We start from the raw sequence: 24,935 nt of genomic DNA, 5'->3' as shown, positions 1-24,935 counted from the left end.
GCGGACCGCAGGCCGTCCGGCCGTGAGACCGGCCGGACGGCCTGACACCGACACTTACCACGAACAACAACCTCTCAATCCAGGCCGGCCCGCGCGAACCTCCTCACATCCCGCGGTGAGGCCGGCCTCACTCTCTTCACATCCAACTTCACATCCAACTTCAACCATTCACCATTCAAAGGAGAAACATCATGAAGATCGTACTGTGCTGCAGCGATGGCATGTCCACCAGCATCCTGGTCAAGAAGATGCAGGCCGCGGCCGCCAAGCGTGGCCTCGAGGACGTCGACGTCTCCGCCATGCCGGTCTCCACCCTCGAAACCAACGCGCAGGACGCCGACGTGATCCTGCTCGGCCCGCAGGTGCGCTACATGCTCAAGGACGTCAAGAAGGAGTTCGAGACCAAGCCGGTCGAGGTCATCGCCCCGCAGGACTACGGCATGGCCCGTGGCGACAAGGTCCTCGACTTCGCCTTCAAGCTCGCCGGCAAGTGATCGCCGCCCATCCGAACCACACACATACAGCGACAAAACAGCGACAAAACGAGAAAGCGTACCAACATGGCAGACGAAGAATTCGATCTGGAGACCACCTGCTTCCAGCTGATCACCGCGGCCGGCACCGCCAAGTCCGACTACATGGAGGCCCTCAGCAAGGCCAAGGAAGGCGACTTCGAAGGCGCCAAGGCGTCCATCGACGAAGGCGACGCAAGCTACCGCGAGGGCCACGCCGTGCATGCGGGCCTCGTGCAGCGCGAGGCCGCCGGCAACCCGGTGAAGATGGGCCTGCTGCTCACCCACGTCGAGGACCAGATGATGGCCGCCGAGGTGTTCCGCGCGATGGTCGTCGAGATCATCGACCTGTACAAGCGCCTCGACGGCAAGACCGCCGAGTGAGCGAAGGACCGAAGATGGGATTCCCCGACAACTTCCTCTGGGGCGGCGCGGTCGCCGCGCACCAGCTCGAAGGCGCCTGGAACGAGGACGGCCGCGGACCGAGCATCTGCGACGTGCTCACCGGCGGCGCCCACGGCGTGGCGCGCAGGATCACCGACGGCGTGGTCCCGGGCGAGAACTATCCGAACCAGCGCGGCATCGACTACTACCACACGTTCCGCGAGGACGACGCGCTCTTCCAGGAGATGGGCTTCAAGTGCTTCCGCACATCGATCTCCTGGTCGCGCATCTTCCCCAACGGCGACGAGGAGGAGCCGAACGAGGAGGGCCTGAAGTTCTACGAGAGGCTCTTCGAGGACTATCGCGCCAAGGGCATGGAGCCGGTCGTCACGCTCTCGCACTTCGAGATGCCGCTGCATCTGGCGAAGATGGGCGGCTTCGCCAACCGCGAGGTCGTCGACTACTACTTCAAGTTCGCCTCCACGGTGATGGAGCGCTACAAGGATCTGGTCAAGTACTGGCTGACCTTCAACGAGGTCAACAACCAGATGGAGATGCACACCGAGATCTTCCCGTACACGAATTCGGGCATCATTCCGAATCCGAACGACACCCCGCATGAGGTGGAGCAGAAGATCTGGCAGGCCATCCACAACGAGTTCGTCGCCTCGGCGCTCGTCGTGCAGCGCGGCCACCAGATCAACCCGGACTTCCAGATCGGCTGCATGCTCGCCATGGTGCCGATCTACCCGGCCACCTGCAAGCCCGAGGACGTCATGCTCGCGGAAGTGCTCATGCGCGACCGCTACCTGTTCGGCGACGTATACGTGAACGGCGAATACCCGTGCTACCTGCTCAACCGCTGGGACCGCGAGGGCTTCGACATCGAGATGGAGCCGGGCGACACCGACATCATCGCGGCCGGCACCGTGGACTTCATCTCGATCAGCTACTACATGAGCGCGGCCGTCTCCGCCGAGAAGGTGCCCGAGTTCGACGGCCATGGCCTGCCCGGCCAGGTGAAGAACCCGTACATCAAGGCCACCGATTGGGGCTGGCAGATCGACCCGGTGGGCCTGCGCTACGTGCTGTGCTCGCTGTTCGAACGCTACGGCAAGCCGATCTTCATCGTGGAGAACGGCATCGGCATGTACGAGACGCCCGATTCGGACGGCTACATCGCCGACGACGCGCGCATCGACTACCTGCGCTCGCACATCGAGCAGGTGAGGAAAGCCATCGACTACGACGGCGTTCCCGTTATCGGCTACACCGTGTGGGGATGCATCGACGTCATCTCCTTCGGTACCGGCGAGATGAAGAAGCGCTACGGCATGATCTACGTCGACGCGGACGACAACGGCAACGGCAGCTACCAGCGCAGCCGCAAGAAGTCGTTCTACTGGTACCGCGACGTGATCGCCAGCAACGGCGAGAAGCTGTAGTCCGATCGCCGCGCGTTCTCGCGGTCGCAACATCCGCGGGAAGGCTCCTGAAGGCCCGCCGAGTCATGCGGCGGGCCTTCTTCATGTCGTTCACGCGCGATGTCGTTCACGCGCTTATGCGCGTTATGCGCCTTATGCACTGCATGCATTCATGTACTCATGCACCTGGCCACGGAGGACGGGTGAGGATGGAAGAAAGGAATCTCATGGGGAACTCCAATGAAGGAGGGGCTTCGACCCGATGGCGCGCCGCGGTCGGCGCGCTCGTCGCGTGCGCCACGCTGCTGTGCGGTCTGACGGCCGCCTCCACGGCCCAGGCCGCCGATGCCACCGCCGATACCACGGCGGACACCACCGCCGACGCCGGTCTCGGCAACGACATCAGGATCGAGCTCGCGAAGAAGGACGGCGACGCCTACGTCGGTTCAGGCGAGTACGTCACCGATCCCGGAACGGTGAACTCGCCCGTCACGTTCACCGCCGCGTCCGACGACTCCACGCTGTGGAGCATCGTCGGCTGGGGCGACCAGAACGGCGCCCGCACGGTCACGGTCAAAGGCAAGAAGAGCAACGCCCGCCTCAAGGGCGGCCACGTCCGCAACAACACCGATTGGACCAGCATCGCCGCGGAGAACAACGGCAAGGTCTGCGTGAAGGATGACGGCGGCTACGGCGGCTGGGAATCCATCAAACTCGTGCCCGCCGGCGACGGCACCGTCGCCTTCCAGGACACCGACACCAACGAGCTCTTCAAGTCCGACGGCACGAATCTGGTCGTGACCGACTCCACCGACACCGTGGACGCCGCCGCGGGGCACTTCATCGTCCACACGGACAAGACGCCCGCCGCGCCGACCGGCGTGACCGTGTCCAACGTCACCAACGCCACGGCCGACGTGAGCTTCACCGCCGCCAGAGACTCCTTCGTCACGGACTACGAGATCGACGCCACGCCGACCGACGCCGGCAAGCAGACCGTCACGCTCAAGACGACCGCCACCCAGGCGACGCTCGGCGACCTCGCCGCCGGCACCTCGTACGACGTCACCGTCAAGAGCCTCAACGGCACGGCCGCGGCCTCCGCCGCGACCGACGCCGTCGCGCTGACGACCGCCAAGGGCGTGCGTCTGGCCGCGCCGACGAACGTGAAAGCCGCGGAAGCCAAGAACGGCAAGGCCATCACGCTCACCTGGGACAAGGTCGAGGGCGCCAAGGGCTACAAGGTGCTGCGCGCCAAGTCCGCCTACGCCGCGGACGAGGACTTCGTGAGCGTCACCGGCGACAAGCCCGTGACCGGCACCACCTACACCGACGAGAAGCTCAACGAGGGCGGCAAATACGCCAACTACTACAAGGTCGTCACCGTGAACGAGGACGGCGACGCCTCCGACCTGCCCGAGACCGCCGCCTCCCTCGACCGTGAGCTCTTCGGCGACCACACGCTCGTGTTCGCCCCCACCGATGACATGGTCAAGGTCGACAAGGTCCTCGCCGACCTGTTCACCAAGCAGAACGACATCGCCGCCGACGCCCAGTTCAGGAGCGACCACTGGCAGGTCTACTTCAAGCCCGGCAGCTACGTCAAGGACGGCAACGTGATCTCCAACATCAACGTGGGCTTCTACACCTCGTTGAATGGCCTCGGCAAGATCCCGACCGACACGATGCTCAACAACGTCTCCACGTCCTCCTACCTCGCCGCGAACGCCGGCGCCTCGGCCCAGCAGGGCAACGCCACCTGCAACTTCTGGCGTTCCATCGAGAACCTCGGCGTGAAGAACACCCACACCGAGAACGGCAAGTCCGGCAACGCCACGTTTGCGCCGGGCGATTCGCGACCCGCCGAGCTGAACCAGTCCTGGCGCCCCGACTACATGAACTGGGGCGTCGCCCAGGCCGCGCCGATGCGCCGCGTGTGGACCGACCGCGCCGTCGCCTACGACTGGAACTACGGCTGGGCGTCCGGCGGCTACACCGCCGACTCCAAGCTCGAGGGCGATGACGGCGGCAACACCGCCGGCACCGCATCCGGCCAGCAGTTCTACACCCGCAACTCCGAGCTCAAGGGCGCGGCGTACGGCACCACGCTCAACAACTTCCTGCAGGGCGTGACCGCGAGCAATGTGCCCGGCTCCGACGGCAAGACCGGCACCGAACTCGTCGGCACCAAGGGCGCCAGCAACTGGGGCATCGCCGGCGACGGGAACAACCAGCAGGTCACGACCGCCATCGACTCCACCGAGAAAATCGCCGAGAAGCCGTTCCTCTACCTTGACGACAACGGCGAATACCAGGTGTTCGTGCCCGGCTACCGCGAGAACGCCAAGGGCGTCAGCTGGGGCAAGGGCAAGGCGAACGACGGCATGGGCAAGGGCACGAGCATCCCGCTCTCCGAGTTCTACATCGCCAAGCCGACCGACACCGCCGCCGAGATCAACAAGCAGATCGCTGTCGGCAAGAACATCTACCTCACGCCCGGCATCTACCATGCCGAGACCCCGATCGACATCGACCGCAGCGGCGTCGTCGTCCTCGGCACCGGCATGGCGACCATCATCTCGGACAACGAGGATACGGCCATCCGCGTCTCCGACAAGGCCCAGAAGGGCGTCCGCCTCGCCGGGCTCATCCTCGACGCCGGCAAGCACTCCAAGTACCTGCTGCAGGTGGGCACCACGAAGACCGCCGGCGACGCCAAGAACCCGATCGAGTTGCAGGACATCTTCTTCCGCATCGGCGGCACCACCGACGGCACGACCTCGGCCGACACCGGCATCGAGATCAACACCGGCAACACGATCGCCGACCACTTCTGGATCTGGCGCGCCGACCACGGCGCCGGCGTCGGCTGGGGCAAGCAGTGGAACTACTCCAAGAACGGCCTCGTCGTGAACGGCGACGACGTGACGGCGTACGCCCTGTTCAACGAGCACCACGAGGAGTACGATACGCTCTGGAACGGCGAGAACGGCAAGACGTTCTTCTACCAGAACGAGAAGTGCTACGACCCGGTCGATCAGGCCGGCTGGATGAGCCACAACGGCACCGTGAAGGGCTACGCCGCCTACAAGGTCGCCAACACCGTGAAGAAGCACTACGCCGTGGGCCTCGGCATCTACAACGTGTTCATCTACACCGGTCCCGAGAAGGCGAAGGACGCCGGCACCCAGGATGACGGCGATCCCACCGATCCCGACCAGCACACCGGCGCCGGCACCACGGCCATGGAGATGGACAACGCCGTCGAAGTGCCGAACTCCAAGGGCGTGATCATCGAGAACGTCGCCACCCAGTCGTTCGCCGATCTGAAGAACGCGGACGACAACGCCAAGGCCGTCCGCACGTTCAACACCATCATCAACGGTGTGGGCGCGCCGGTGGGCAGCGGTCCGAACATCACGAGCTGGTCGCGCAAGTTCCTCCTGCGTTACCAGGGCAACGGCACCCCGGATCCCGACAGCACGACCGGTGCCACCTACGGCACCGCCGTCTACGGCAACGATCCCGGCCTGACGAACACCGACGCGGACGGCAACGACAACACCGCCAAGTTCGGCAAGTTCATCGGCGTCACCACCGATGAGAAGGTGCGTCAGCTGGGCGACGACGTCGACCTGTCGAAGCTGCCGGACCTCAACGGGAAGATTGCTGACGCCGAGGCGACGACCAAGGCCGACAGCTACGAGACGACCTACACCGAAGCCAGCCGCAAGGCGTTCGAGAAGGCCATCGCGGACGCCAAGACGCTCGCCGCGAACCTCGCGGACGCCGCCTACCTCAAGTACGACGCCAGGGCCTCCGACGCCCAGTCCATCGAGAACGCCATCACGGCGCTCTCCGGCACGCTGAAGAAGGCGACGACGGAACCGTCCGAACCGGGCAACCCGTCCGAACCGGACCAGCCGGCGGGACCGTCGGAGAAGCCGTCCGACGGCTCCGCGAAGAAGCCGGCCGCCAAGGCCGACGGCGCGGCGAAGTCCGCCGGGACGACGGCGAACACCGGCACCTCGATCGTCGTGCCGATCGCGCTCATGCTGCTGTGCCTGATTGCCGGCGGCGCCGCCTTCATGGTCGATCGCGCGAGGCGGTGAACGGCGGCGCGTCACGTCGTCACCGTCACGCGCGACGTGACGTGACGTGACCGACGTGACGTGACCGACATCACGTGACATTGTTTGTGATATCACGTCATGGTGGGGAGGACCGTCCGACGGCGGTCTTCCCCACCGTATCCGGCGTTCCCGCGCCCGCCCGTCCGCACGTTCGCGGCGGACGGGCGCGTCGTCGTTCCGTCGTTCCGTCGTTCCGCCATCCGCGCGCGTCTCCCGTCGCGTTCGCCGCGTTTCCGCGCGATACACTGGGAGACATGAAGATCTCAGCTGATTTCACCGTGGTTCCGGACGATTTCGCCAAGGCGGCGGCGCCCGAGTACCGCACGGGCGGCGTGCCCGTCATCTCCTTCCCCTTCTACATCGACGAGGTCTCGCCGGACGCCCAGTATCTGCACTGGACGTTCACCGACCCCGACTCGATTCCCGTGTGCGGATTCGAATGGATCCACTGGACCGTCGCGAACCTGCCCATCGACGCGCTGATGTTCGACTTCAACGACGCGCACGCGCTCGCCATCCCGCCGGACTTCTCCCGCCAGATGGCCTCGATGATTCCCGAGGCCGTGCAGGGCCGCAACTCGTCCGCCTCCAAGTTCGTGGGCCGCGAGAACGACCCGGCCGTCACCATGCGGTACAACGGCCCGCAGCCGCCGGACAAGGACCACGACTACTACCTGCACGTCTACGCCACGAAGAACCCGCTGCCCGGTCTCAACCAGGGCTTCTGGATGAACGAGCTGCTCCACAAGCTGCGCGAGGCCGGCGAGACCCCCGACCAGGCCGGCATCTTCCTCACCGGCCGGGCCTGATCGCCCCGGACCGCCTCGGACACGCGCCCCACGGCGCATGGCGCTTTCCTCGGCCCCCTCTGACGAGGGGGCTCCCGGCGAAGCCGGGTGGGGGAGAGACCACGGACGCCGGTCCGCAACGGCATGAATCGCGCGTTGCGCGATGCCGTTTCCCGCGGCCCGCGGGCCGCTCCCGTCTCTCCCTCCGTCATGCTTCGCATGACACCTCCCTCGTCAGAGGGAGGCGACACCGCACCTACGGAACGTCTACGGAAAAACGCACTACAGAAAGGACAACACACACTTATGGCCTGCACCACGATTCTGGTCGGCAAGGACGCGAGCTACGACGGCTCGACCATCATCGCCCGCAACGAGGATTCCGCGAACGGCGAGTTCAATCCGAAGCAGTTCCTCGTCATCAAGCCCGAGGACCAGCCGCGCCGCTACAAGTCCGTCATCTCCCACGTCGAAATCGACCTGCCGGACGATCCGCTGCAATACACGTCCGTGCCGAACGCGGACCGCAAGGAAGGCATCTGGGGCGAGGCGGGCGTCAACGAGGCGAACGTCGCGATGAGCGCCACCGAAACGCTCACCACGAACGAGCGCGTGCTCGGCGCCGACCCGTTTGTCGAGCGCGTCCCGGCGCACGGCACGCCCGGCGACGCCGACTACGAGCCGGAGATCCCCGGCGGCATCGGCGAGGAGGACTTCCTCACCATCGTCCTGCCGTACGTCAGGACCGCGCGCGAGGGCGTCGCCCGCCTCGGCGCGCTGCTCGAGGAGTACGGCACGTACGAGATGAACGGCACCGCGTTCTCCGACGCTAACGAGATCTGGTGGATGGAGACCGTCGGCGGCCATCATTGGATCGCCAAGCGCGTGCCGGACGAGGCGTACGTGACGATGCCGAACCAGCTCGGCATCGACGAGTTCGACCTCGACGACGCGCTCGGTGACCAGGAGGACCACATGTGCTCCGCCGACCTCGCCGAGTTCATCGAGGAGAACCACCTCGACCTCGCCGTCGAGAACACGACGCCGTTCAACCCACGCGACGCGTTCGGCTCCCACTCCGACTCCGACCACGTGTACAACACGCCACGTGCTTGGTGGATGCAGCGCTTCCTCAACCCGTACGACGAGGTGTGGGACGGCGCGGACGCCGACCACGGCCCGGAGAACAACGACATCCCGTGGGCCCGCCAGCCCGAACGCAAGATCACGATCGAGGACGTCAAGTACGTGCTGTCCGGTCACTACCAGGGCACCCCGTACGATCCGTACGGCAAGCGCGGCGACGAGCACACGCGCCACATGTACCGTCCGATCGGCATCAACCGCCAGAGCCAGCTCGCCGTCATGCAGATCCGCCCGTACCGTCCGCAGGCGAACCGCGCGATCCAGTGGATGGCGTACGGCTCCAACCCGTTCAACACGCTCGTCCCGTTCTACCCGAACGTGGACGCGACCCCCGCCTACCTCGCCGACACGACGACGCGCGTCACCACCGAGAACTTCTACTGGGCGAACCGAGTGATCGCCGCCCTGTGCGACGGCGCGTTCGCCGACACCGCGAACGCCGTCGAACGCTACCAGCAGAAGACGCTCGCCGCCGGGCACCGTCTCGTCGCCGCCACCGACGAGCAGGTCGCGCGGCTGGGTCTCACGGACGCGGAGGCCGCCGCGGAATCCGCCGCCGAAGAGGAGTTCGAGGCGGACAACGTGGATGGCGACGTGCAGCCGCTCGAGCCGGACGCGATCATCGACGCCGTGCGCAACGGCGAGGTGCGCGGAATCCTGGCCGCCGCCAACCAGACCATGGCGGACCAGCTGCGCGTCGAGACCGACAAGCTGCTCGACTCCGTGCTGTACACGCGTTCCATGGCCATGAAGAACGGCTTCCACATGTCCGACTTCTAGGTTCGTCCGGATACGCCCGGCGCAGCCGCCTGCGTGATCAGGTGCTGCGCGTGAGATGCCCGATACGCCGGACAGCGGCCGGAAGAGGCGACGCTCCTCTTCCGGCCGCTGGTGTATGGGGGTGGGGGAGACTTCTGGGGTCCGTCCAGATTCCGGATGCCGTGCGCGAGCGGTTCGGCGGATTGGTATCGTGACGCGCATGAGATGTTGCATGATGATCATGTCATGCGTGATGGCGAGGATCCAGTTCCGCCCGCGCGTGACCGGCGGGCGCGCGTAACGCGGCTCGTCGTCTCCCGTTTCACCGCTGTTGCGGCCCCTATGGCCTTTTCCCTATGGCCCTTCGTATGCCCTTCCCACGCTGACGCGTGGTCGTCGGCATGCCTTGATCCAGCGGTTTTCGGCGACCATGTTCGAGCTGTATCCGTGCGCCGTCCGTCGTCATCATCGGACCTCCCGTTCATCGGCATGCGGGAGACGGATACCCAAGGATCGTCATGTCAACCAATACCTCGGACAATACTTCACTTCATACGTCATCCAATACGCCATCATCGGGCTCCCTCAGCCCAACCGACCGCCAGCCGGCGGCCCCATCGCGCGGCACGGCCTGGAAACGACATGTCGCGCGGCTGCTGACCGGGCAGACGCTCTCGCTGTTGGGCTCGTCGGTGGTGCAATACGCTATCTTCTGGCATCTGGTCATGCGGTCGGATTCCGGTTCGGTCATGGCTGCGGCGATGATCGTCACTTGCCTGCCGCAGGCCGTGGTGTCCATGTTCGGCGGCGTCTGGGCCGACCGGTGGAACCGTAAACTGCTCATCATCCTGCCCGATGCCGTGATCGCGGGTCTCACCGTCCTGTTGGCCGCGGCGTTCGCGACCGGCTGGGCGGGGCTTCCGCTGATCATGCTGGTGCTCGCCCTACGGTCGGCGGGAGGTGGCGTGCAGACTCCGGCCGTGCAGTCGTTCATTCCGCAGATCACACCGGAATCCAAGCTGATGCGGGTCAACTCCGTCAACGGGACCCTGCAGTCCGCCAATCAGATCGCCGCGCCCGCGCTGGCCGCCGTATTGGTCAATGTCCTGCCGTTGTGGGCGATCCTGTTCGTCGACGTGACCACGGCCGTCATCGGCATCGGATTCACGGCGTGCATACGCGTCCCCGAATCGGCCGGCGTGCAGGAGACCGGCGGCGAGACAACCGGCGAAACCGTTGCGGTACCTGGCGCCGCCGCGCGCGTCATCCGAGACCTGCGGGAGGGCTTCGCGTACGCGTGGCGGTCCCGGCGCATCAGAAGCGTCATCCTCGGCAACGCGCTGGTCTGCTTCATCAACGTGGCACCGATGAACCTCACGCTGCTGCTGATCAACCGCGAATACCGACACGATGACCTGAACCTCGGGTTCGCCGTGCTCTCCAGCACGTCGGACAAACTGGCTGCCAACGAGCTGGCGTGGAGCATCGGCATGATCCTCGGCGGGCTGCTGATGTCGTCCATCGGCGCCAAACGCATCCATGACTGCCTGCGCGCGGTGGCCGTGGGATTCGTGCTGATCGGCATCACCACGGCCGGATTGGGCCTCGCGCCGACGCTGCTCGTGTTCCTGATCATCGACTTCCTGACCGGACTGGCCACGCCGCTGGCCGCATCGCCGGCGTTCACGATGCTCCAACAGGAATCGTCGGAGGACATGCAGGGCCGCGTGTTCGGACTGTTGAACGCGTTCTCCACCTTCGGTACCCCGCTGGGCATGATGGTCTTCGGGCCGCTGTCCGACATGATCGACGTGCGGCTCATCTTCATCATCGGCGGCGTGCTCACCATCCCGCTCGGATGCTGGCTTGGCCATGTGGGCGGCGTCACGAGACATACGGTCTCGGGTAAGGTAGGCGCTTCGCCCGCGGAATCGAGTCTCGGGAATCACGGGTTGTAGGCTATGAAACAATACGTGCCAATGGGTGTGGCATCATTGTGCGCGTTGATTCCGGCATCTTCGGATGCGAGTAGGAGACATAGGAGAACAATGACCACCATCGAAGACTTCACCAGCCAGTATGGCCTGGTCGAGAAGATCGACGCGTTCGGCTACCTCGACTACCTGAAGAAGAACCCCGACGCCCCGCGCAAGCACGGCAAGGTCGTGCTCGTCACGGCGGACACCCCGCTCAAGGCGTCGCGCGGTGAGGGCAAGACCACGACGACCATCGCCCTGATCGACGCGCTCAACGAGCGCGGCATCGACGCGGCCGCCGTGCTGCGCCAGCCGAGCATGGGCATCACCGCCGCCGGTTCCAAGGGCGGCGCGTCCGGCGGCGGCAAGGCCTCCCTGACCCACCCGGAGCTCATCGACTGGGGTCTGTGCGGCGAGATGGGCGCCATCGAGGCGGCCCAGAACCTGCTCGTCTCCTTCGCCGAGAAGGCCGTCGACGAGGGCAAGCTCGACACGATCCTCGTGCCGCGCGTCTCCGAAGTGCCGTCCCGCTCCCTGCGTTCCATCGCCGTCGACTACGGCAAGGGCGACGTCAAGGAGAAGGTCGTGCTCACCCCGACCTGCGAGCTCATGCAGATCGTCGTGCTGTCCCGTTCGATGGACGAGATCGGCCAGCGCGTCGCGAAGATGATCGCCGGCACGAAGGATGGCAAGGCCGTCACGTTCGGCGAGTTCGTCGACCTGTGGCGCATCACCGGCATCCTCGCCGACGCGGTCAAGCCCGCGAAGACGGAGACCGTCAACGGCTCCCCGGTCTACGTGCACGGCGGCCCGTTCGCCAACGTGTCCATCGGCATCCCGACGCTCGTTTCCGTCGAGATGGCGTGCGCGCTGCACGACGTCGTCATCGTCGAAGCCGGCTACGGCACCGACGCGGGCGCGCAGAAGTGGCTCGACATCGCCTGCCGCGAGTTCGACGCGCAGTGGCCGTCCGCCGCGATCGTCGTGACCCGCGCGTCCACGTGGCGCGACGATCCGGAGCTCTCCTGGCGCTACCCGTTCCACGTGAACCGTCTCGAAGGCCTCGACATCCCGACGTTCCCGCTCGTCAACCTGTGGGACGGCGAGGACGACCAGATTCCGGCCCTGAAGGAGACCGCCGCCAAGCTCGAGTTCCGCGATCCGATCATCGGCAACCTGTACCGCGACGGCGGCGAGGCGCTCGCCCCGCAGCTCGACGCGTTCGTCGACGTGCTCACCAACGGCTCGATGCCGGCCCGTCCGCACAGCCACAAGGGCATGTCCGTCATCGAGAACGTGAAGTGGGTCGCCGAGCACGCGTACGGCGTTCCGGCCGACCGCGTCAAGTTCAAGGACGGCTTCCTCGCCTCCCGCGACGAGGCCGTGAAGCTGTGCGAGTCCGCCGGCTTCTCCCTCGCCGACCTCGCGCTGGTCGCGGTCAAGTCCCCGGCGACGATGACCGACAACGACCGCGCCCCGGAGGACGAGCGCACCGTGACCCTGAAGAAGGTCGAAGTGCACGCCGGCGCCGGCCTGGTCCACGTGAACCTCACCACGTCGCTCACCACCCCGATGCCGAAGATCGTCTGACGAACAGTCCGGTGGACTGTTCGTAGCAGCGAGCAGCGATAGCGTCGCGAGCGTCGCAGGACAATAACGAAACCCCGCCACAATGGCGGGGTTTTCCGTCTTCTGTCGCTAGCGGCTCAGAAGTTGCCGCCGTTCCAGCCCCAGTCGGAGGTGGCGGTGTAGCGGATGTACGTGCGGTCCTCGGGGATGCCGAGCTCGCCGTTCAGCGCGGCCATGATGCTCTTCGTGAGCTTCTCCCACGCGGAGCCGGGGATGGCGCCGCGGCCGAACACGTTGACCTCCACGTAGGCGGCCGGCTGGTCGTCGGAGCCGCCGAAGTAGATCGGCATATCATCCTCGAACGGGCACATGAGCCAGCCTTCGGATTTGCCCGGCACGGCGGTGATCGCCTTGCCGTACGCGGCCTTCAGCGCCTCGCGCTGCTCCTTCGTGGTCTTCACGGACACATGGGTATGGATGACGGGCATGATTCCTCCTTGACGGAATATGGTACGATGTACGGCCCCAGTCTAGTTCCCGGATACGCCGCCGAACCAGCCCGCCTTGGACGGGGTGAACTTCAGATTGATCTGCTTGAGCACGGTGTACTCCTTCAACCCGTCGAGACCGCCGTCCACGGTCGTGCCGCTCTGCCCGTGGGGGCTGACCGACATGCCTTGGGTGTCGTCCATATACGTGTTGACCCACATGATGCCCGTGTCCACGCCGGTGCACACGCGCAGCGCCCGGCCCATGTCCGAGGTGAACACGCCGCCGGCGAGACCGTAGCGGGTGTCGTTGGCGAGTCGGATGGCTTCGGCCTCATCCGTGAAGGTCTGCACGGTGAGCACCGGGCCGAAGATCTCCTCCTGCACGATGCGCATGTCCGGAGTGCAGTCCACGAACACGGTCGGTTCGACGAAATATCCCTGCGCGAACTCGCCCTCGGTGATCCGGTGGCCGCCGATGAGTACCTTGGCGCCTTCCTCCCGGCCGATGCGGATGTAGTCCAGCACCCGTTCCATGTGCCGCTTGGAGACCATCGGACCGAACTCGGTGTCCGGATCCATCGGCATGCCGATGCGGATTGCGGGAACGTGTTCCTCAAGCAGGTCCATCACCCGTCGGTAGGCGGTGTCCTGGACCAGCAGTCTCGAACCCGCGACGCACACCTGCCCCTGGCTGAGGAAGACGCCGAACATGAGCCGGTCGACGGCGACGTCCAGATCCGCGTCGTCGAAGATGATGAACGGCGATTTGCCTCCCAGCTCCATCGCATAGCGTTTGACGCTGGTCGCGGACTTCGCGATGATGTCCCTGCCGGTCTCGGTGCCGCCGGTGAAGGTGATCTTGGCCACGTGCTCGTTACGGGCGATGGCGGTGCCGACCTCGGAGCCGGAGCCGAGCACCAGGTTGACGCTGCCTGCGGGGAATCCGGCATCGGCCATGGCCTGGACCATCATCGCCGTGGCGACGGGGGAGAGCGACGACGGTTTGACCACCACCGTATTGCCGGCCGCCAGCGCGGGGGCCATCCCGGCGGCCGTGGTGCCCATCGAATAGTTCCATGGCGCCAGCACTGCGCACACGCCCAGCGGCTCGCGGACGGTCACGGTCATCATGTCGCCGTTCGCGATGGAGGACCTGCCCTGCAGTTCGTGGACGAGTCCGGCGTAATAGCGGAACGCGCCGCTGGCCGCATACACGTCGTCGTATCTGGTCTCCCGGTATACGCGTCCCACGCTGTTGGTCTCGGCCGTGGCCAGTTCGTCCGCACGCTCCTCGATCAGGTCGGCGGCCTTGAGCATCAGTTCCGCGCGTTCGTCCGTGGCGAGTTCCCGCCATGACGAGCCGGGCCTGAACGCCCGTTCGGCGGCGGCGACGGCCCTGTCCGCATCCCCGGCGGTACCGAGCGTCATCGTCGCCGCCGGGCGGCCGTCGGCGGGGTTGATGATCTGCGCCGTCCTTCCGGACGGGGAATCGATCCACCGTCCATCGATATACATCCTGATGTGGTCCATGCCGTCCTCCGCCTTTCGTCGTTCGCTTTCGCATGACACCCATGCGTCATAGCCGGTGTCATAGCCATGATAGGCGCGTCGGCAATCGGCTCCCGAATGGGGAGATTGTTGGCTGACTGGCGGAGGAGCGGCCTTCCGGTCAGATGGATGGTGTTGAATGGCCCCTTGTGAGAAAACTGATCGCACAGCTTATGAAATTCGGCATCGTCGGCGTGATCGCCTTCATCATCGACTGGGGCATCCTCAACATCCTGGTCGGCGTGTTCCACATGCACAACGTGATCGCCGCCACCATCTCGTTCATCATCTCGCTGATCTTCAACTATCTGGCGAGCATGAAGTTCGTGTTCAAGCATCGTGACGACATGGCCCGCTGGATGGAGATCGTCATCTTCGTCGTGGGCGCGGTGATCGGCCTGTTCATGAACGACGCGATCATCTGGATCTCCACCTACGGCATGAACCACGACGCCTACGTCACGCAGCACGCGGAGTACCTGCTGCGCACGAACGTCGGCAAGCTGATCGCCACCGCCGTCGTGATGGTGTGGAACTTCCTCATCCGCAAGTGGCTGCTCGACGACACGCACACGAACGCGATGAACCGTCTCAAGTCCGCCGAGAACCGCCTCAGCGCCGAGGAACTCGAAGCGAAGTGGCAGAACAGCTTCTCCCACAAGCTCGGCGTCTGGTCCCTGGAACACACCCCAAAGGGCTGGCCGAAGTAAAGGGCGACGTGCATACGAGGAGGCCTGCGTGATGGACATCCATCACGCAGGCCTTTGTTTTAGGACTCTTGGCCCTCTCTGGTGTGGGGCCGTAGGCAGTCCGTCCATCCTTGGCCCCCTCTGACGAGGGGGCTGTCCGCGTAAGCGGACTGGGGGAGAGACCATGAACGTTTCGTTCCAGCTATCTCTCCCCCAGTCTCACTGCGTTCGACAGCCCCCTCGTCAGAGGGGGCCAAGGTATGTTCTCACACTGACACTTCGGTGAGGGTCGGCTGCTCGGTGGAGGTCTTGATCTGCTTCAACCCCACGAGCGCGATCGCCAAGGAGCCGATCGCCAGGGCGGTGACGACCATGAAGCCGCCGTGCGAGCCCATACGGTCGATGAACTGGCCGGCGATCGCCGATCCGGCGGAGGAGCCGATCGAGTTCATCGCGCCCATCCACGCCATGCCCTCGGTGAGCCGCGACGGCGGCACGAGGTGCAGCATCAGCTGGTTGCCGTTGATCCACGTGGGCGCCTGGCATACGCCGATCAGCAGGTAGATGATCATGATGACCCACAGGTGCTTCGCGAACATGAACGACCCGATGCCGAGGTTCACCACCGCGAGGCAGAAGTAGAACCGCTTCCACAGCGGGATCGTCCAGTTCTTCGCGCCGTACACGAGTGCTCCGCACAGCGAGCTGATCGAGAAGCAGGCGAACACGAATCCCGTGTACTGCTTCATATTCGACTCGGTCGCGAACGCGATGATCGAGATGCCGGCGGCCGACTGGAACGCGCCCAGGCCGAACCACGTCACGCATACGGCGATGAGTCCCGGCCCCCAGATCGACGCCTTCCGCCCGCTTTTCGCCTCCTCGATCGCGCGCATTGTTTCACGTGAAACGATTGACTCGTCGGTCACGCCCTGCGCGCGCAGCCGGCGTCGCGTCTCCTCGGCGGCGGTCTCGGCGCGCAGCGCCTCCGCCTTCGCCGCCTCGCGCGCGCGGTACTCCTTGCGCGAGATGCCTTCCGCCCTCGCGAGGTCCGATTGCGACGGCGGTTCGGTCGTGAGTTCCGTGAGGAACATCAATGCGCCGACGATCACGCACACGCCGGTGAACGAGAACGCGAGCAGGCCCGAGATCACGGCCAAAGTCGAGGCGAGCGGGTTGCCGACCACCCACATGCACTCGTCGAGCACGCCACACAGCGACAGCGCGCGGTCGGTGCGCTCGCGGTCGCCCTTGAGCAGGCGCGTCCAGCGCGCGCGGCTCATCGCGCCCCATGGCGGGATCGCGGCGAGGAACGGCGTCAGACAGTACAGCACCCATTCCGGCGCACGGTTCGTGATCGACGTGGTCAGCGCGATCGCCGCGACGATCCACACGATGATCGTCGGGATCGACACCTGCCGCTGGCCGAACTTGTCGGTGAGCTTGCCGAGCAGCGGCGTCGCGACGGCCAGCGCAATCGCCTGGAGCGCGGTCAGCAGGCCGGCGAGCGAATAGTTGCCGTAGTAATGCTGCACGGAGATCGTGATCGTCATGCCGATCATCGGGAACGGCATGCACGCGATGACGCCGCCGATCGAATACCGTGCCGTATGCGGGATGCGCAGCAGCTCCGCATACCCGCCGAACACCTTGCCGGCGACATCCCTGATTCCGGTGATCACTGTATTGGACATACCGCACCCGCTCCTTTCCGCTACCGATTGGATGTCCCCCGACGGCCGTGGCATTGGCCGGCGAAGCCCTCATCGAATGATGTGTGCTTGTCCTGTTGGTCGCGCAAAGGAGTGCGTCCGCGGGCTCCTCCCGCATATCGCACGTTTGCGTCGCGGCCACTCTACGCGCGCGTGCGCCGCGACACGCGGCCGTGCCGCGGTAGATTGGAATACATAGTGCGAACCGTATCGCGAACCGTTCACCGATTCCCGAAGGAGGCCGGCGATGACCGCCACCACCATCCATTTCGTCCGTCACGGCAAGGTGTACAACCCCGATCATCTGCTCTACGAGCGCCTGCCCGACTTCCACCTGTCCGATGTGGGCCGTCGCATGGCCGAGGCGACCGGCGCGTACATCGCCGCGAGCCCGCAGATGAACACCGTCTCCGCCGTCTACTCGTCGCCGCTCGACCGCACGCGCGAGACCGCCGGCGCGATCCTCGACGCGCTGAACCCGGTGCGCGAGGCGCGCGGGCAGGAACCGCTGACGCTCACGACCGACGAACGCGTCATCGAGGCCGGCAACGAGTTCCGGGGCAAGCGCATCGGCCACGGCGAGGGCGCGCTGTGGAGGAACGGCAACTGGAGGCTCGTCGCGAACCTGTGGAAACCCAGCTGGGGCGAGTCGTACGCGCACATCGCCGCACGCGTCGGCGACTTCGCGCGCGAGAAGGTCCGACAGCACCCCGGCGAGCAGATCATCGTCGTCAGCCACGAATCGCCGATCTGGTCGTTCCGTCATCTGCTCGAAACCGGTCACGCCGAACACTGGATGTTCCTGCGCCACACCGCGCTCGCCTCGATCACGTCCATCACGTTCGACTGCGAGACCGGCCGTGTGATGTCCATCACGTATGTCGACCCCGCCGCCGGAATCCAATAGACGCACACTAGAATCAAAGCCGATACGTGTGGTCGCTTCCCTCCCCGCGAGAGGGGAGGGTGGCCGGCGAAGCCGGACGGGTGGGGTGCCGTGCGTCGCGCACGACGGAAGGCATCGCACGCCGTCCGAAACGAAACGCAAAGGAGCATGATGACTGAACTGAACACCGCCGGAATCGCGCGCGTGGCCGCCGCGCCCGCCGTGCGCGAGGCGGCGCGCGAGGCGGCGCGCCTGATCGCGCTGTGGCCGCTCACCGACGCGATGCGCATGGACAACGACGCGAAATACGGCGAGAACCTGCAGGTGCGCGTGACGCGCGCCTTCGCCCGCATCCTCACCGGCGAGGACGTGACCGTGCCGGACGCCGAATTCGTGTACGAGGGCGCGGACGCGATCCCCGGACGTCCGCAGACGATCGTCGACGCGCTGCTCGCCGCCAACGACGCCTACGACGCGCTCGCCGACTTCTCCGACACCGGCGACGCGACGCTCGTCGACGACGTCGCCGCCGACCTCGGCGTCACGTGGGACGACGCCGCGTCCGTGCGCGTGCACGCGACGCTGGACGCCGTCGAAGCCGCCGTGAACGACGGTACGTTCGACGCGGGGGAGTACGCGGTCGCCAGCGACGGTACCGGCGATGGCGGCGATGGCGGCGATGGCGGCGAGACCGGCGGCGCGGCCGAAGCCGCGGACACCGCCGGTGCCGCCGTGCCGGTCGACGACGATGCGTATGAGCCGTCGCCCGCGCTCGTCGACGCGATGGCGCACCGGTTCGCGGCCGCGCTCACCGTGTGCGACGCGCTGCTCGCCGCTGTCGAGGACGACTCCGCCACCGGGCCAGCCGCGCTGGTCACCGCCGATACACCGGTCGACGATGCCGCCGTGCGCGCCGTGCTGCCGCTGCTGCTCGTCGTCAACGAGCTGCGCGAACAGATCTCCGTGCCGCGCATCTGCCTGACCGACGTGCAGATCCGCGACCTGCTCGCCGCCCGCGCCGCCGCGCTCGCCGACGCCGCGACGGCGGCCGCGGAAGGCGCGACGACCGGCGTGGGGGACGCCGCCCTGCTCGACGCGACCGCAGCGTTCGTCGCGCCGCTCGCCGCCGCCGAATGGACGAAGCACCGCGAGGACGTGCTGTGGGACCCCGCCGAGGCGAAGAAGAAGGCGAAGGAGGAGGACGAGAAGCGCAACAAGGCCGCGCTCGCCGCCAAATTCGCGCACGTCAAGAACGACAACAAGGAGACCGTGGAACTGTGACCGCGTGATCGCGGGTACGTATTGCGGGTACGTGGTCGCGTGATTGCACGGTCACGTCCGTCGTGCCGCCGCGACGGTGCATCACGACGGTGTATCGTCGCGGCGACGGTTGTCGGAACGCCGCGCGACGACTACGATGGGGTCATCATGGCGCGACGTAGCCGGCGACGAAGTCGGCCCGGAACGCCCGCATCATTCGGCAAACGGCGGAGGAACATCCATGGCATTCACCGATCGAGACCCCATCGAGATCGACGGCGAGGCGGCGGCGCAGGCCGACGCGCTCGCCAACGTGTACGGCAGCATCGACGCGCTCATCGACTACGCGACGAGGCGGCTCGAACTCGACCCGCTCGACGTGGACTGGAAGCGCAACGAGATACTCGAAATGCTCGGTCTCGACACGTACCGCGGCACCGGCGCGACCTCCCGTGAACCGCTGACCCCCGACCGGCTGCTCGGCCGGTTCCGCGATGCCATCGTCGTCGCCGGCATCTGCACGCGCGACGAGGCGCCGATCGCGGCGGACGGCGTGATGGGCCTGCTCTCCGCACGCCCCTCGACCGTGGCCCGGCGCTTCCTCGACGAGGAGCGCGACGACGGCGGCGAGGACGCGATGCGCTGGCTGTACGACTACTGCGTGGGCAACGATTCCGTGAAGAAGAGCGAGCTCGACGCGAACCCCCGATTCGATTCGCACGGTCTCGCCTTCGTCATCGACCTCGCCAAGCCCGAGTTCGCGCAGGAGGATCCCGCCTCCGGCGACGTGTCCGGACGCTACCCCGCGTGCGGGGCGTGCCATGAGAACGAAGGCTATGCGCCGCGCGGCCGTCGCACACTCAGGACCGTGCCGCTCACGCTCGGCGGCGACGATTGGTTCTGGCGGTTCAAGCGCTACGGCATCGTCCGCCAGCATGGCGTGTGCGCGAGCATGGAGCATACGCCGCTGATCGCCGACGCCGACATGTTCGCGCGCCTCATCGATTTCGTCGACCGGTTCCCCGGCCACTTCATCGGCTGCGACGCCGCGTCGGCGCTCCGTGGCGGCACGGCCGCCGTGCACGAGCACTACGAGGGCGGCGCCGAGCTCCTGCCGCTGCATCGCGCCGAGGCGGCGGCCACGTTCGCCGTGCCCGGTTCGTCCGACGCGGTCGTGGAGCTCCTCGACTGGCCGGGCACCGCGGTGCGCGTCGTCGCGCAGTCGGCCGGTACGGCCGTCTCCGCGTCCGAGCGCATCCGCGCCGCGTGGGTCGAGGGCGAGGGCGTTTCCGCTGGTGCTGGTGCCGGTGCCGGTGAGGGAGTCGTCCGTGACGGGGCGTCGGTGTCGGCGAGCCTCATCGCGACCGATCGCGGCTACGAGATGAACCTCATCCTGCGCGACGCCGCGTCCGGAACGGACGGCGACGTGGCGGCGGGGGAGTCGGCGCAGGCGATCATCGGAACGGATGAGATCGGACTGGCCGGCATGCAGGGACTGTTCGTGGTGCCCGGACGTCTCGCCGACGAACTGGGCGTGCTCGGCGACGCGGCTGGCGCGGCAGGCGTCGCGGGCGTCGCCGGTGCCGCGGCCGGAACGGTCGAGGCGGCGCGCGACGAACTCGGCGCGACGTGCCGTCGCATCCTCGCCGGGACCGCCGTCTTCGCCGCAAGCGGCGACGCGGCGGACTTCCTCACTTCCCTCGGCTTCGCGCGCACCGCGCAAGCCGAGGCGTGAGGCGGCGTGATATCACGCGATGCCACGTGACGTCGCGTGATATCACGCGGCATCGGACGCGTGACGCCGGACGCGTGGGACCGACGGTCACGCGCCCGGGTCAGGCCAGAGCCTTGTCGAGCAGCTCGTCGATGGCCTCTTCCCGGGTGAGATGATGCGCTTGGGCGTAGATGAGGATCTTCTCCTCGCGGGTGAGTCCGGATTGTGCGAGGCTGTCGCTGAGCGCTTGCCGCGTGTACTCGCTCGGCGTCACCTGTCGGGCCTGCGCGGCGGTTTCCACCAGACGCCATAGCGCATCGGGGATACGAATGGTATGCGCCCTCATGTCGGACTTGCTGGGTGGAAACGGATCGGCTTCCCGGTCGAGCGAGGCATCCGCAAAGCCCTTTTCGGCCTCCTGCGCCCACCGTTCGACCATGTCGTCGGTGATGGGTGTTCCGTCTTCGGCGATGTATTGCGTCATGCTCTGCTCCATTCCTTGAAGAACCCCTTGGTGAGATAGTTCGCATGGATGATCAGTGGTTCCGGGTCGGCCGTCTTCACGTACACCAGTTCGATGAGACGCTGCTGCTGGTCGAATCCTATGGCCGCCCATCGGGGTGGGTCGGCGTCCCGGTCCCGGCTGCGGATGCGCGCCGGACCGATTCGTGTGATGAAGGCGGATTCGATCTGGCTTCGATCGATGTGGTGTGCATGCAACGCATGCGGATGAATCTCGATTCGCGGTGGTTGTTGTTCATTGTAATCGAGTGTATGACGATTGTCATACACTCGACCGGCGCTGTCGCGGCCGTCATGTCGGTCATCATGCGTCATCGTCATCGTCTCCTGCATCGGCTCGTATGTTTTGGCGCGCGTTTGTTCGGGTTGTGCCCGTCGGGCGGTGACGGGCATTGCGGGTGGCTGCCGATGGTAGGTCCGCCGGCGGGGAAAGTCCACGATGGTGAGGATGCGGTGGGGAAGTGTGGATGGCACGGTTGACGATTACGGAGTGGGGGACGGCTTGGTGCGGAGCGGGAGGTCGGCGCATCCCACGCGTCCGGCACGCGCGGCACAATAGGGGACTATGACTGAAGCCGAACACGCGAACGAATCCGCGAAAAACCACAAGCCCGAACTGCCGAAGGACGTGCGCGTCCGATTCTGCCCGTCCCCGACCGGCACCCCACACGTCGGCATGATCCGCACCGCCCTGTTCAACTGGGCCGAGGCGCGCGCCACCGGCGGCAAGCTCGTCTTCCGCATCGAAGACACCGACGCCCAGCGCGACAGCGAGGAAAGCTACAACCAGATTCTCGAATCCCTGCGCTGGCTGGGCATCGACTGGGACGAGGGCATCGACGTGGGCGGCCCCCACGGCCCGTACCGCCAGTCCGAGCGCACCGACATCTACAAGGACGTCGCCGCCAAGCTGCTGGCCGCGGGCTACGCCTATGAATCCTTCTCCACGCCCGAGGAGATCGAGGCCCGCAACGTGGCCGCCGGCCGCCCGAAGGCCTTCGGCTACGACGGCTACGACCGTGACCTGACCGAGGAGCAGAAGGCCGCCTTCCGCGCCGAAGGCCGCAAGCCCGCGCTGCGCATCCGCATGCCCGACGAGGACATCGCCTTTGACGACCTCATCCGCGGCACCATCGAATTCAAGGCCGGCTCCGTGCCGGACTACGTGATCGTCCGCCCGAACGGCGATCCGCTGTACACGCTCACCAACCCGGTCGACGACGCGATGATGGACATCAACGTCGTGCTGCGCGGCGAGGACCTGCTGAGCTCCACCCCGCGCCAGATCGTGCTCTACCGCTACCTGATCGAGCTGGGCATCGCCAAGCAGACCCCGCTGTTCGGCCACATGCCGTACGTGATGGGCCAGGGCAACAAGAAGCTCTCCAAGCGCGATCCGGAATCCAACCTGTTCAACCACCGCGACGCCGGCTTCATCCGCGAGGGCCTGCTCAACTACCTCGCGCTGCTCGGCTGGTCCATCGCGCCCGACCGCGACGTGTTCTCGATGGACGAGATGATTGCCAAGTTCGACGTGCGCGACGTGAAGGCCAACCCGGCTCGCTTCGACCTCGACAAGGCCATCTCCATCAACGCCGAGCACGTGCGCATGCTCGAGCCCGAGGACTTCCTGCGTCGCTCCGTGCCGTACCTCAAGCGCGACGGCGTGGTCTCCGCGGATTCGTGGGATGCGCTGACCGCCCGCGAGCAGGAGATCCTGACCGCCGCAGCGCCGCTCGTCCAGACGCGCGTGCGTCTGCTCGGCGAAGTCGCCGGCATGGTCGGCTCCCTGCTGTCGACCGACGAGTACATCGAGCCGGACGACGGCGCCAAGAAGCAGCTCAAGGATTCCGCGCCGGCCGTGCTCGACCTGGCGATCGCCGCGTTGGAAGGCGTCTCCGAGGGCGATTGGAAGACCGACAACCTGCACGAGACGCTGAACAAGGCGCTCGTCGAGGAGGGCGGCTACAAGCCGCGCCTCGCCTTCGGCCCGGTGCGCGTCGCCATGTCCGGCCGCCGCGTCTCCCCGCCGCTCTTCGAGTCCATGGAGATCGTCGGCCGCGACCTGACGCTTGCCCGTCTCAAGGGCCTGCGCGCGCATCTGTGATGCGTCTGTGACGCGTTCCGTGTGGGCCTTGTATATAGGTTCGGTGACGGTGTGAGGTCGTGACGCCACGGCTCGTGGGAATCGAAATCGCCCCGCTCTTCGATGAAGAGCGGGGCGATTCGTCGTTCGCCTGAGGTGTTCGCCTGAGGATGCCGCCAAGGCGGATGGTAGAAAGCGGTTACAAAAGAGTTGTCAACCAAGGAGTCACAATGTGACACGCCGATGTTGACGAAGTCGGACGGCTCACGTATATTAATCACTCGTTGCGGTTCGCCGCAGCGGGTGAAAACACCGAAAAATGAATACGCCCCCATCGTCTAGCGGTCTAGGACTACGCCCTCTCACGGCGCCAACACCGGTTCAAATCCGGTTGGGGGTACGGACAGGAAGGACCCCGGCTCATCGAGTCGGGGTCCTTCGCGTATGCACCCGCATCTCTCGGGCTGCTGTTCATCGAACCGTCTGGCGGCCGTTCGTGATGCTTGCCTGTATCCCCATTCTCTTCTCGGTATGTTCGCAACGATGCCGTCTGGTTCGTCCTGTCCGTTTCGTTCGTTCCTTCCATCGTGAATGTGCGATGGCCGCGTCCGGAAAGGCGGGGGAGTGCATGGAGGCCGACATGTCGTCCGTCATCCTCTCCTAGGTGCCACAGTCCGGGGGCCCAATCCGCCTTCTTTCATGAAAAAGACGCCGCAATCGCAAGGCGGCGGGCGGTATCGGACGCTGTGCGCGATGTGCAAAACCGTTGGAAATACTGGCGACACGCCGTAAGTTGCGCACGTACCGGCATGCGCGTATATTAATCACTCGTTGCGCGGTTCACAAAGAACCAAACAACACGGCAGAAATGTCGGATAACAGAATAAGCCCCCATCGTCTAGCGGTCTAGGACTACGCCCTCTCACGGCGCCAACACCGGTTCAAATCCGGTTGGGGGTACGACGCGGAACTCTTCGGAGTTACACGCCAGCCAAATTGGGGTGTGGTGTAATTGGCAACACAGCTGATTCTGGTTCAGCCATTCTTGGTTCGAGTCCAGGCACCCCAGCCAATGAAAACCCTCGCGCAAGCGAGGGTTTTCTTGTTTTTCCTTCCCATTCATCCCATGGTGCGGTAAACCACTCATGGTGCGGTGTCAAGAAACGGCGGTATTCCGCGGTTGTGAAGGATATGTGTTACCGCACCATGGGAACGACCGCGCCGTGGGGGTTATAGGAACCAAACGTGGTGTTTTAGAAATCCCGGGCGTGGTGTGGATGCTGTCGCAGGATTTCCGTTGTCTTCCTTTCCTTTTGCATCCAGGCCGAAGCTCGAT

The 24,935-nt window shown here is 65.8% G+C and carries 18 protein-coding genes and 3 tRNA genes; 16 read left to right on the top strand and 5 right to left on the bottom strand.

Annotated features, from left to right (window positions below; all coding sequences use genetic code 11):
• Positions 1-191: 191 nt before the first annotated feature.
• From AC1AYX_RS07830 to AC1AYX_RS07795, 8 genes are all read left to right on the top strand, one after another.
• Positions 192-494, top strand: coding sequence for a PTS sugar transporter subunit IIB (locus tag AC1AYX_RS07830; RefSeq protein ID WP_476502961.1), 303 nt, complete (start codon positions 192-194; stop codon positions 492-494).
• Between the two features lie 66 nt (positions 495-560).
• On the top strand, positions 561-896 hold the full coding sequence (locus AC1AYX_RS07825) for a PTS sugar transporter subunit IIA (protein WP_476502960.1): 336 nt from the start codon (positions 561-563) through the stop codon (positions 894-896).
• A gap of 14 nt (positions 897-910) precedes the next feature.
• A complete protein-coding gene (locus AC1AYX_RS07820) occupies positions 911-2,341 on the top strand; it encodes a 6-phospho-beta-glucosidase (RefSeq protein ID WP_476502959.1) in 1,431 nt (476 codons plus the stop codon).
• A gap of 206 nt (positions 2,342-2,547) precedes the next feature.
• Positions 2,548-6,432 carry a fibronectin type III domain-containing protein gene (locus AC1AYX_RS07815; protein WP_476502958.1) on the top strand — a complete coding sequence of 1,295 codons (3,885 nt, stop codon included), beginning with the start codon at positions 2,548-2,550 and terminating at the stop codon, positions 6,430-6,432.
• Between the two features lie 275 nt (positions 6,433-6,707).
• Entirely contained in the window at positions 6,708-7,262 is a 555-nt protein-coding gene (locus tag AC1AYX_RS07810; protein WP_476502957.1) for a YbhB/YbcL family Raf kinase inhibitor-like protein, read from the top strand.
• Between the two features lie 285 nt (positions 7,263-7,547).
• Positions 7,548-9,167 (top strand): C69 family dipeptidase, encoded by a 1,620-nt coding sequence (locus AC1AYX_RS07805; RefSeq protein ID WP_476502956.1) that lies wholly within the window; start codon positions 7,548-7,550, stop codon positions 9,165-9,167.
• Positions 9,168-9,664: 497 nt separating this feature from the next.
• The gene (locus AC1AYX_RS07800) at positions 9,665-11,104 is read left to right on the top strand and encodes an MFS transporter (protein ID WP_476502955.1); all 1,440 of its coding nucleotides are present in this window, start codon (positions 9,665-9,667) and stop codon (positions 11,102-11,104) included.
• Positions 11,105-11,194: 90 nt separating this feature from the next.
• Positions 11,195-12,712 (top strand): formate--tetrahydrofolate ligase, encoded by a 1,518-nt coding sequence (locus AC1AYX_RS07795; protein ID WP_476502954.1) that lies wholly within the window; start codon positions 11,195-11,197, stop codon positions 12,710-12,712.
• 116 nt (positions 12,713-12,828) lie between these two features.
• Here AC1AYX_RS07795 and AC1AYX_RS07790 read toward each other — a convergent pair whose 3' ends face one another.
• A complete protein-coding gene (locus AC1AYX_RS07790) occupies positions 12,829-13,179 on the bottom strand; it encodes a phenylpyruvate tautomerase MIF-related protein (protein WP_476502953.1) in 351 nt (116 codons plus the stop codon).
• A 42-nt stretch (positions 13,180-13,221) separates the two neighbouring features.
• On the bottom strand, positions 13,222-14,697 hold the full coding sequence (locus AC1AYX_RS07785) for an aldehyde dehydrogenase family protein (RefSeq protein ID WP_476502952.1): 1,476 nt from the start codon (positions 14,695-14,697) through the stop codon (positions 13,222-13,224).
• A gap of 206 nt (positions 14,698-14,903) precedes the next feature.
• Here AC1AYX_RS07785 and AC1AYX_RS07780 point away from each other — a divergent pair, with 206 nt between their 5' ends.
• Positions 14,904-15,440 (top strand): GtrA family protein, encoded by a 537-nt coding sequence (locus AC1AYX_RS07780; RefSeq protein WP_476502951.1) that lies wholly within the window; start codon positions 14,904-14,906, stop codon positions 15,438-15,440.
• Between the two features lie 245 nt (positions 15,441-15,685).
• Here AC1AYX_RS07780 and AC1AYX_RS07775 read toward each other — a convergent pair whose 3' ends face one another.
• Positions 15,686-17,113: an MFS transporter gene (locus AC1AYX_RS07775; protein WP_476502950.1), complete on the bottom strand. Its 1,428-nt coding sequence runs from the start codon at positions 17,111-17,113 to the stop codon at positions 15,686-15,688.
• Between the two features lie 265 nt (positions 17,114-17,378).
• On the opposite strand from AC1AYX_RS07775, the gene AC1AYX_RS07770 reads away from it, so the two are divergent.
• From AC1AYX_RS07770 to AC1AYX_RS07760, 3 genes are all read left to right on the top strand, one after another.
• A complete protein-coding gene (locus tag AC1AYX_RS07770; RefSeq protein WP_476502949.1) occupies positions 17,379-18,038 on the top strand; it encodes a histidine phosphatase family protein in 660 nt (219 codons plus the stop codon).
• A gap of 147 nt (positions 18,039-18,185) precedes the next feature.
• Positions 18,186-19,298, top strand: coding sequence for a hypothetical protein (locus AC1AYX_RS07765; RefSeq protein WP_476502948.1), 1,113 nt, complete (start codon positions 18,186-18,188; stop codon positions 19,296-19,298).
• 220 nt (positions 19,299-19,518) lie between these two features.
• On the top strand, positions 19,519-21,012 hold the full coding sequence (locus AC1AYX_RS07760) for a UDP-glucose--hexose-1-phosphate uridylyltransferase (RefSeq protein WP_476502947.1): 1,494 nt from the start codon (positions 19,519-19,521) through the stop codon (positions 21,010-21,012).
• Positions 21,013-21,112: 100 nt separating this feature from the next.
• Here AC1AYX_RS07760 and AC1AYX_RS07755 read toward each other — a convergent pair whose 3' ends face one another.
• Together AC1AYX_RS07755 and AC1AYX_RS07750 are read right to left on the bottom strand one after the other, a co-directional pair.
• Positions 21,113-21,475, bottom strand: coding sequence for a hypothetical protein (locus tag AC1AYX_RS07755; RefSeq protein WP_476502946.1), 363 nt, complete (start codon positions 21,473-21,475; stop codon positions 21,113-21,115).
• Positions 21,472-21,846: a hypothetical protein gene (locus AC1AYX_RS07750; protein ID WP_476502945.1), complete on the bottom strand. Its 375-nt coding sequence runs from the start codon at positions 21,844-21,846 to the stop codon at positions 21,472-21,474. Before AC1AYX_RS07750 ends, AC1AYX_RS07755 begins: the two co-directional genes overlap by 4 nt.
• 232 nt (positions 21,847-22,078) lie before the next feature.
• Between AC1AYX_RS07750 and gltX the strand changes: the two genes are divergently transcribed.
• From gltX to AC1AYX_RS07730, 4 genes are all read left to right on the top strand, one after another.
• Positions 22,079-23,620, top strand: coding sequence for a glutamate--tRNA ligase (gltX, locus tag AC1AYX_RS07745; protein WP_476502944.1), 1,542 nt, complete (start codon positions 22,079-22,081; stop codon positions 23,618-23,620).
• A gap of 306 nt (positions 23,621-23,926) precedes the next feature.
• Positions 23,927-23,999: transfer RNA gene (locus tag AC1AYX_RS07740), tRNA-Glu, on the top strand.
• A 487-nt stretch (positions 24,000-24,486) separates the two neighbouring features.
• Positions 24,487-24,559 (top strand) — tRNA-Glu (locus tag AC1AYX_RS07735).
• Between the two features lie 37 nt (positions 24,560-24,596).
• Positions 24,597-24,671 (top strand) — tRNA-Gln (locus AC1AYX_RS07730).
• Positions 24,672-24,935: the final 264 nt, after the last annotated feature.

It is taken from the genome of Bifidobacterium sp. LH_419 (assembly GCF_056356955.1).
This window is presented reverse-complemented; position numbering and strand designations above follow the sequence as displayed.

Bases quoted from the DNA above. Each gene is read 5' to 3' on its own strand.
- AC1AYX_RS07750 (WP_476502945.1), bottom strand. From the start codon at position 21,846: ATGCAGGAGACGATGACGATGACGCATGATGACCGACATGACGGCCGC.
- AC1AYX_RS07825 (WP_476502960.1), top strand. From the start codon at position 561: ATGGCAGACGAAGAATTCGATCTGGAGACCACCTGCTTCCAGCTGATC.
- gltX (WP_476502944.1), top strand. From the start codon at position 22,079: ATGACTGAAGCCGAACACGCGAACGAATCCGCGAAAAACCACAAGCCC.
- AC1AYX_RS07765 (WP_476502948.1), top strand. From the start codon at position 18,186: ATGATGACTGAACTGAACACCGCCGGAATCGCGCGCGTGGCCGCCGCG.
- AC1AYX_RS07775 (WP_476502950.1), bottom strand. From the start codon at position 17,113: ATGTCCAATACAGTGATCACCGGAATCAGGGATGTCGCCGGCAAGGTG.
- AC1AYX_RS07800 (WP_476502955.1), top strand. From the start codon at position 9,665: ATGTCAACCAATACCTCGGACAATACTTCACTTCATACGTCATCCAAT.
- AC1AYX_RS07785 (WP_476502952.1), bottom strand. From the start codon at position 14,697: ATGTATATCGATGGACGGTGGATCGATTCCCCGTCCGGAAGGACGGCG.
- AC1AYX_RS07755 (WP_476502946.1), bottom strand. From the start codon at position 21,475: ATGACGCAATACATCGCCGAAGACGGAACACCCATCACCGACGACATG.
- AC1AYX_RS07810 (WP_476502957.1), top strand. From the start codon at position 6,708: ATGAAGATCTCAGCTGATTTCACCGTGGTTCCGGACGATTTCGCCAAG.
- AC1AYX_RS07770 (WP_476502949.1), top strand. From the start codon at position 17,379: ATGACCGCCACCACCATCCATTTCGTCCGTCACGGCAAGGTGTACAAC.
- AC1AYX_RS07820 (WP_476502959.1), top strand. From the start codon at position 911: ATGGGATTCCCCGACAACTTCCTCTGGGGCGGCGCGGTCGCCGCGCAC.
- AC1AYX_RS07795 (WP_476502954.1), top strand. From the start codon at position 11,195: ATGACCACCATCGAAGACTTCACCAGCCAGTATGGCCTGGTCGAGAAG.
- AC1AYX_RS07815 (WP_476502958.1), top strand. From the start codon at position 2,548: ATGGGGAACTCCAATGAAGGAGGGGCTTCGACCCGATGGCGCGCCGCG.
- AC1AYX_RS07780 (WP_476502951.1), top strand. From the start codon at position 14,904: ATGAAATTCGGCATCGTCGGCGTGATCGCCTTCATCATCGACTGGGGC.
- AC1AYX_RS07830 (WP_476502961.1), top strand. From the start codon at position 192: ATGAAGATCGTACTGTGCTGCAGCGATGGCATGTCCACCAGCATCCTG.
- AC1AYX_RS07760 (WP_476502947.1), top strand. From the start codon at position 19,519: ATGGCATTCACCGATCGAGACCCCATCGAGATCGACGGCGAGGCGGCG.
- AC1AYX_RS07790 (WP_476502953.1), bottom strand. From the start codon at position 13,179: ATGCCCGTCATCCATACCCATGTGTCCGTGAAGACCACGAAGGAGCAG.
- AC1AYX_RS07805 (WP_476502956.1), top strand. From the start codon at position 7,548: ATGGCCTGCACCACGATTCTGGTCGGCAAGGACGCGAGCTACGACGGC.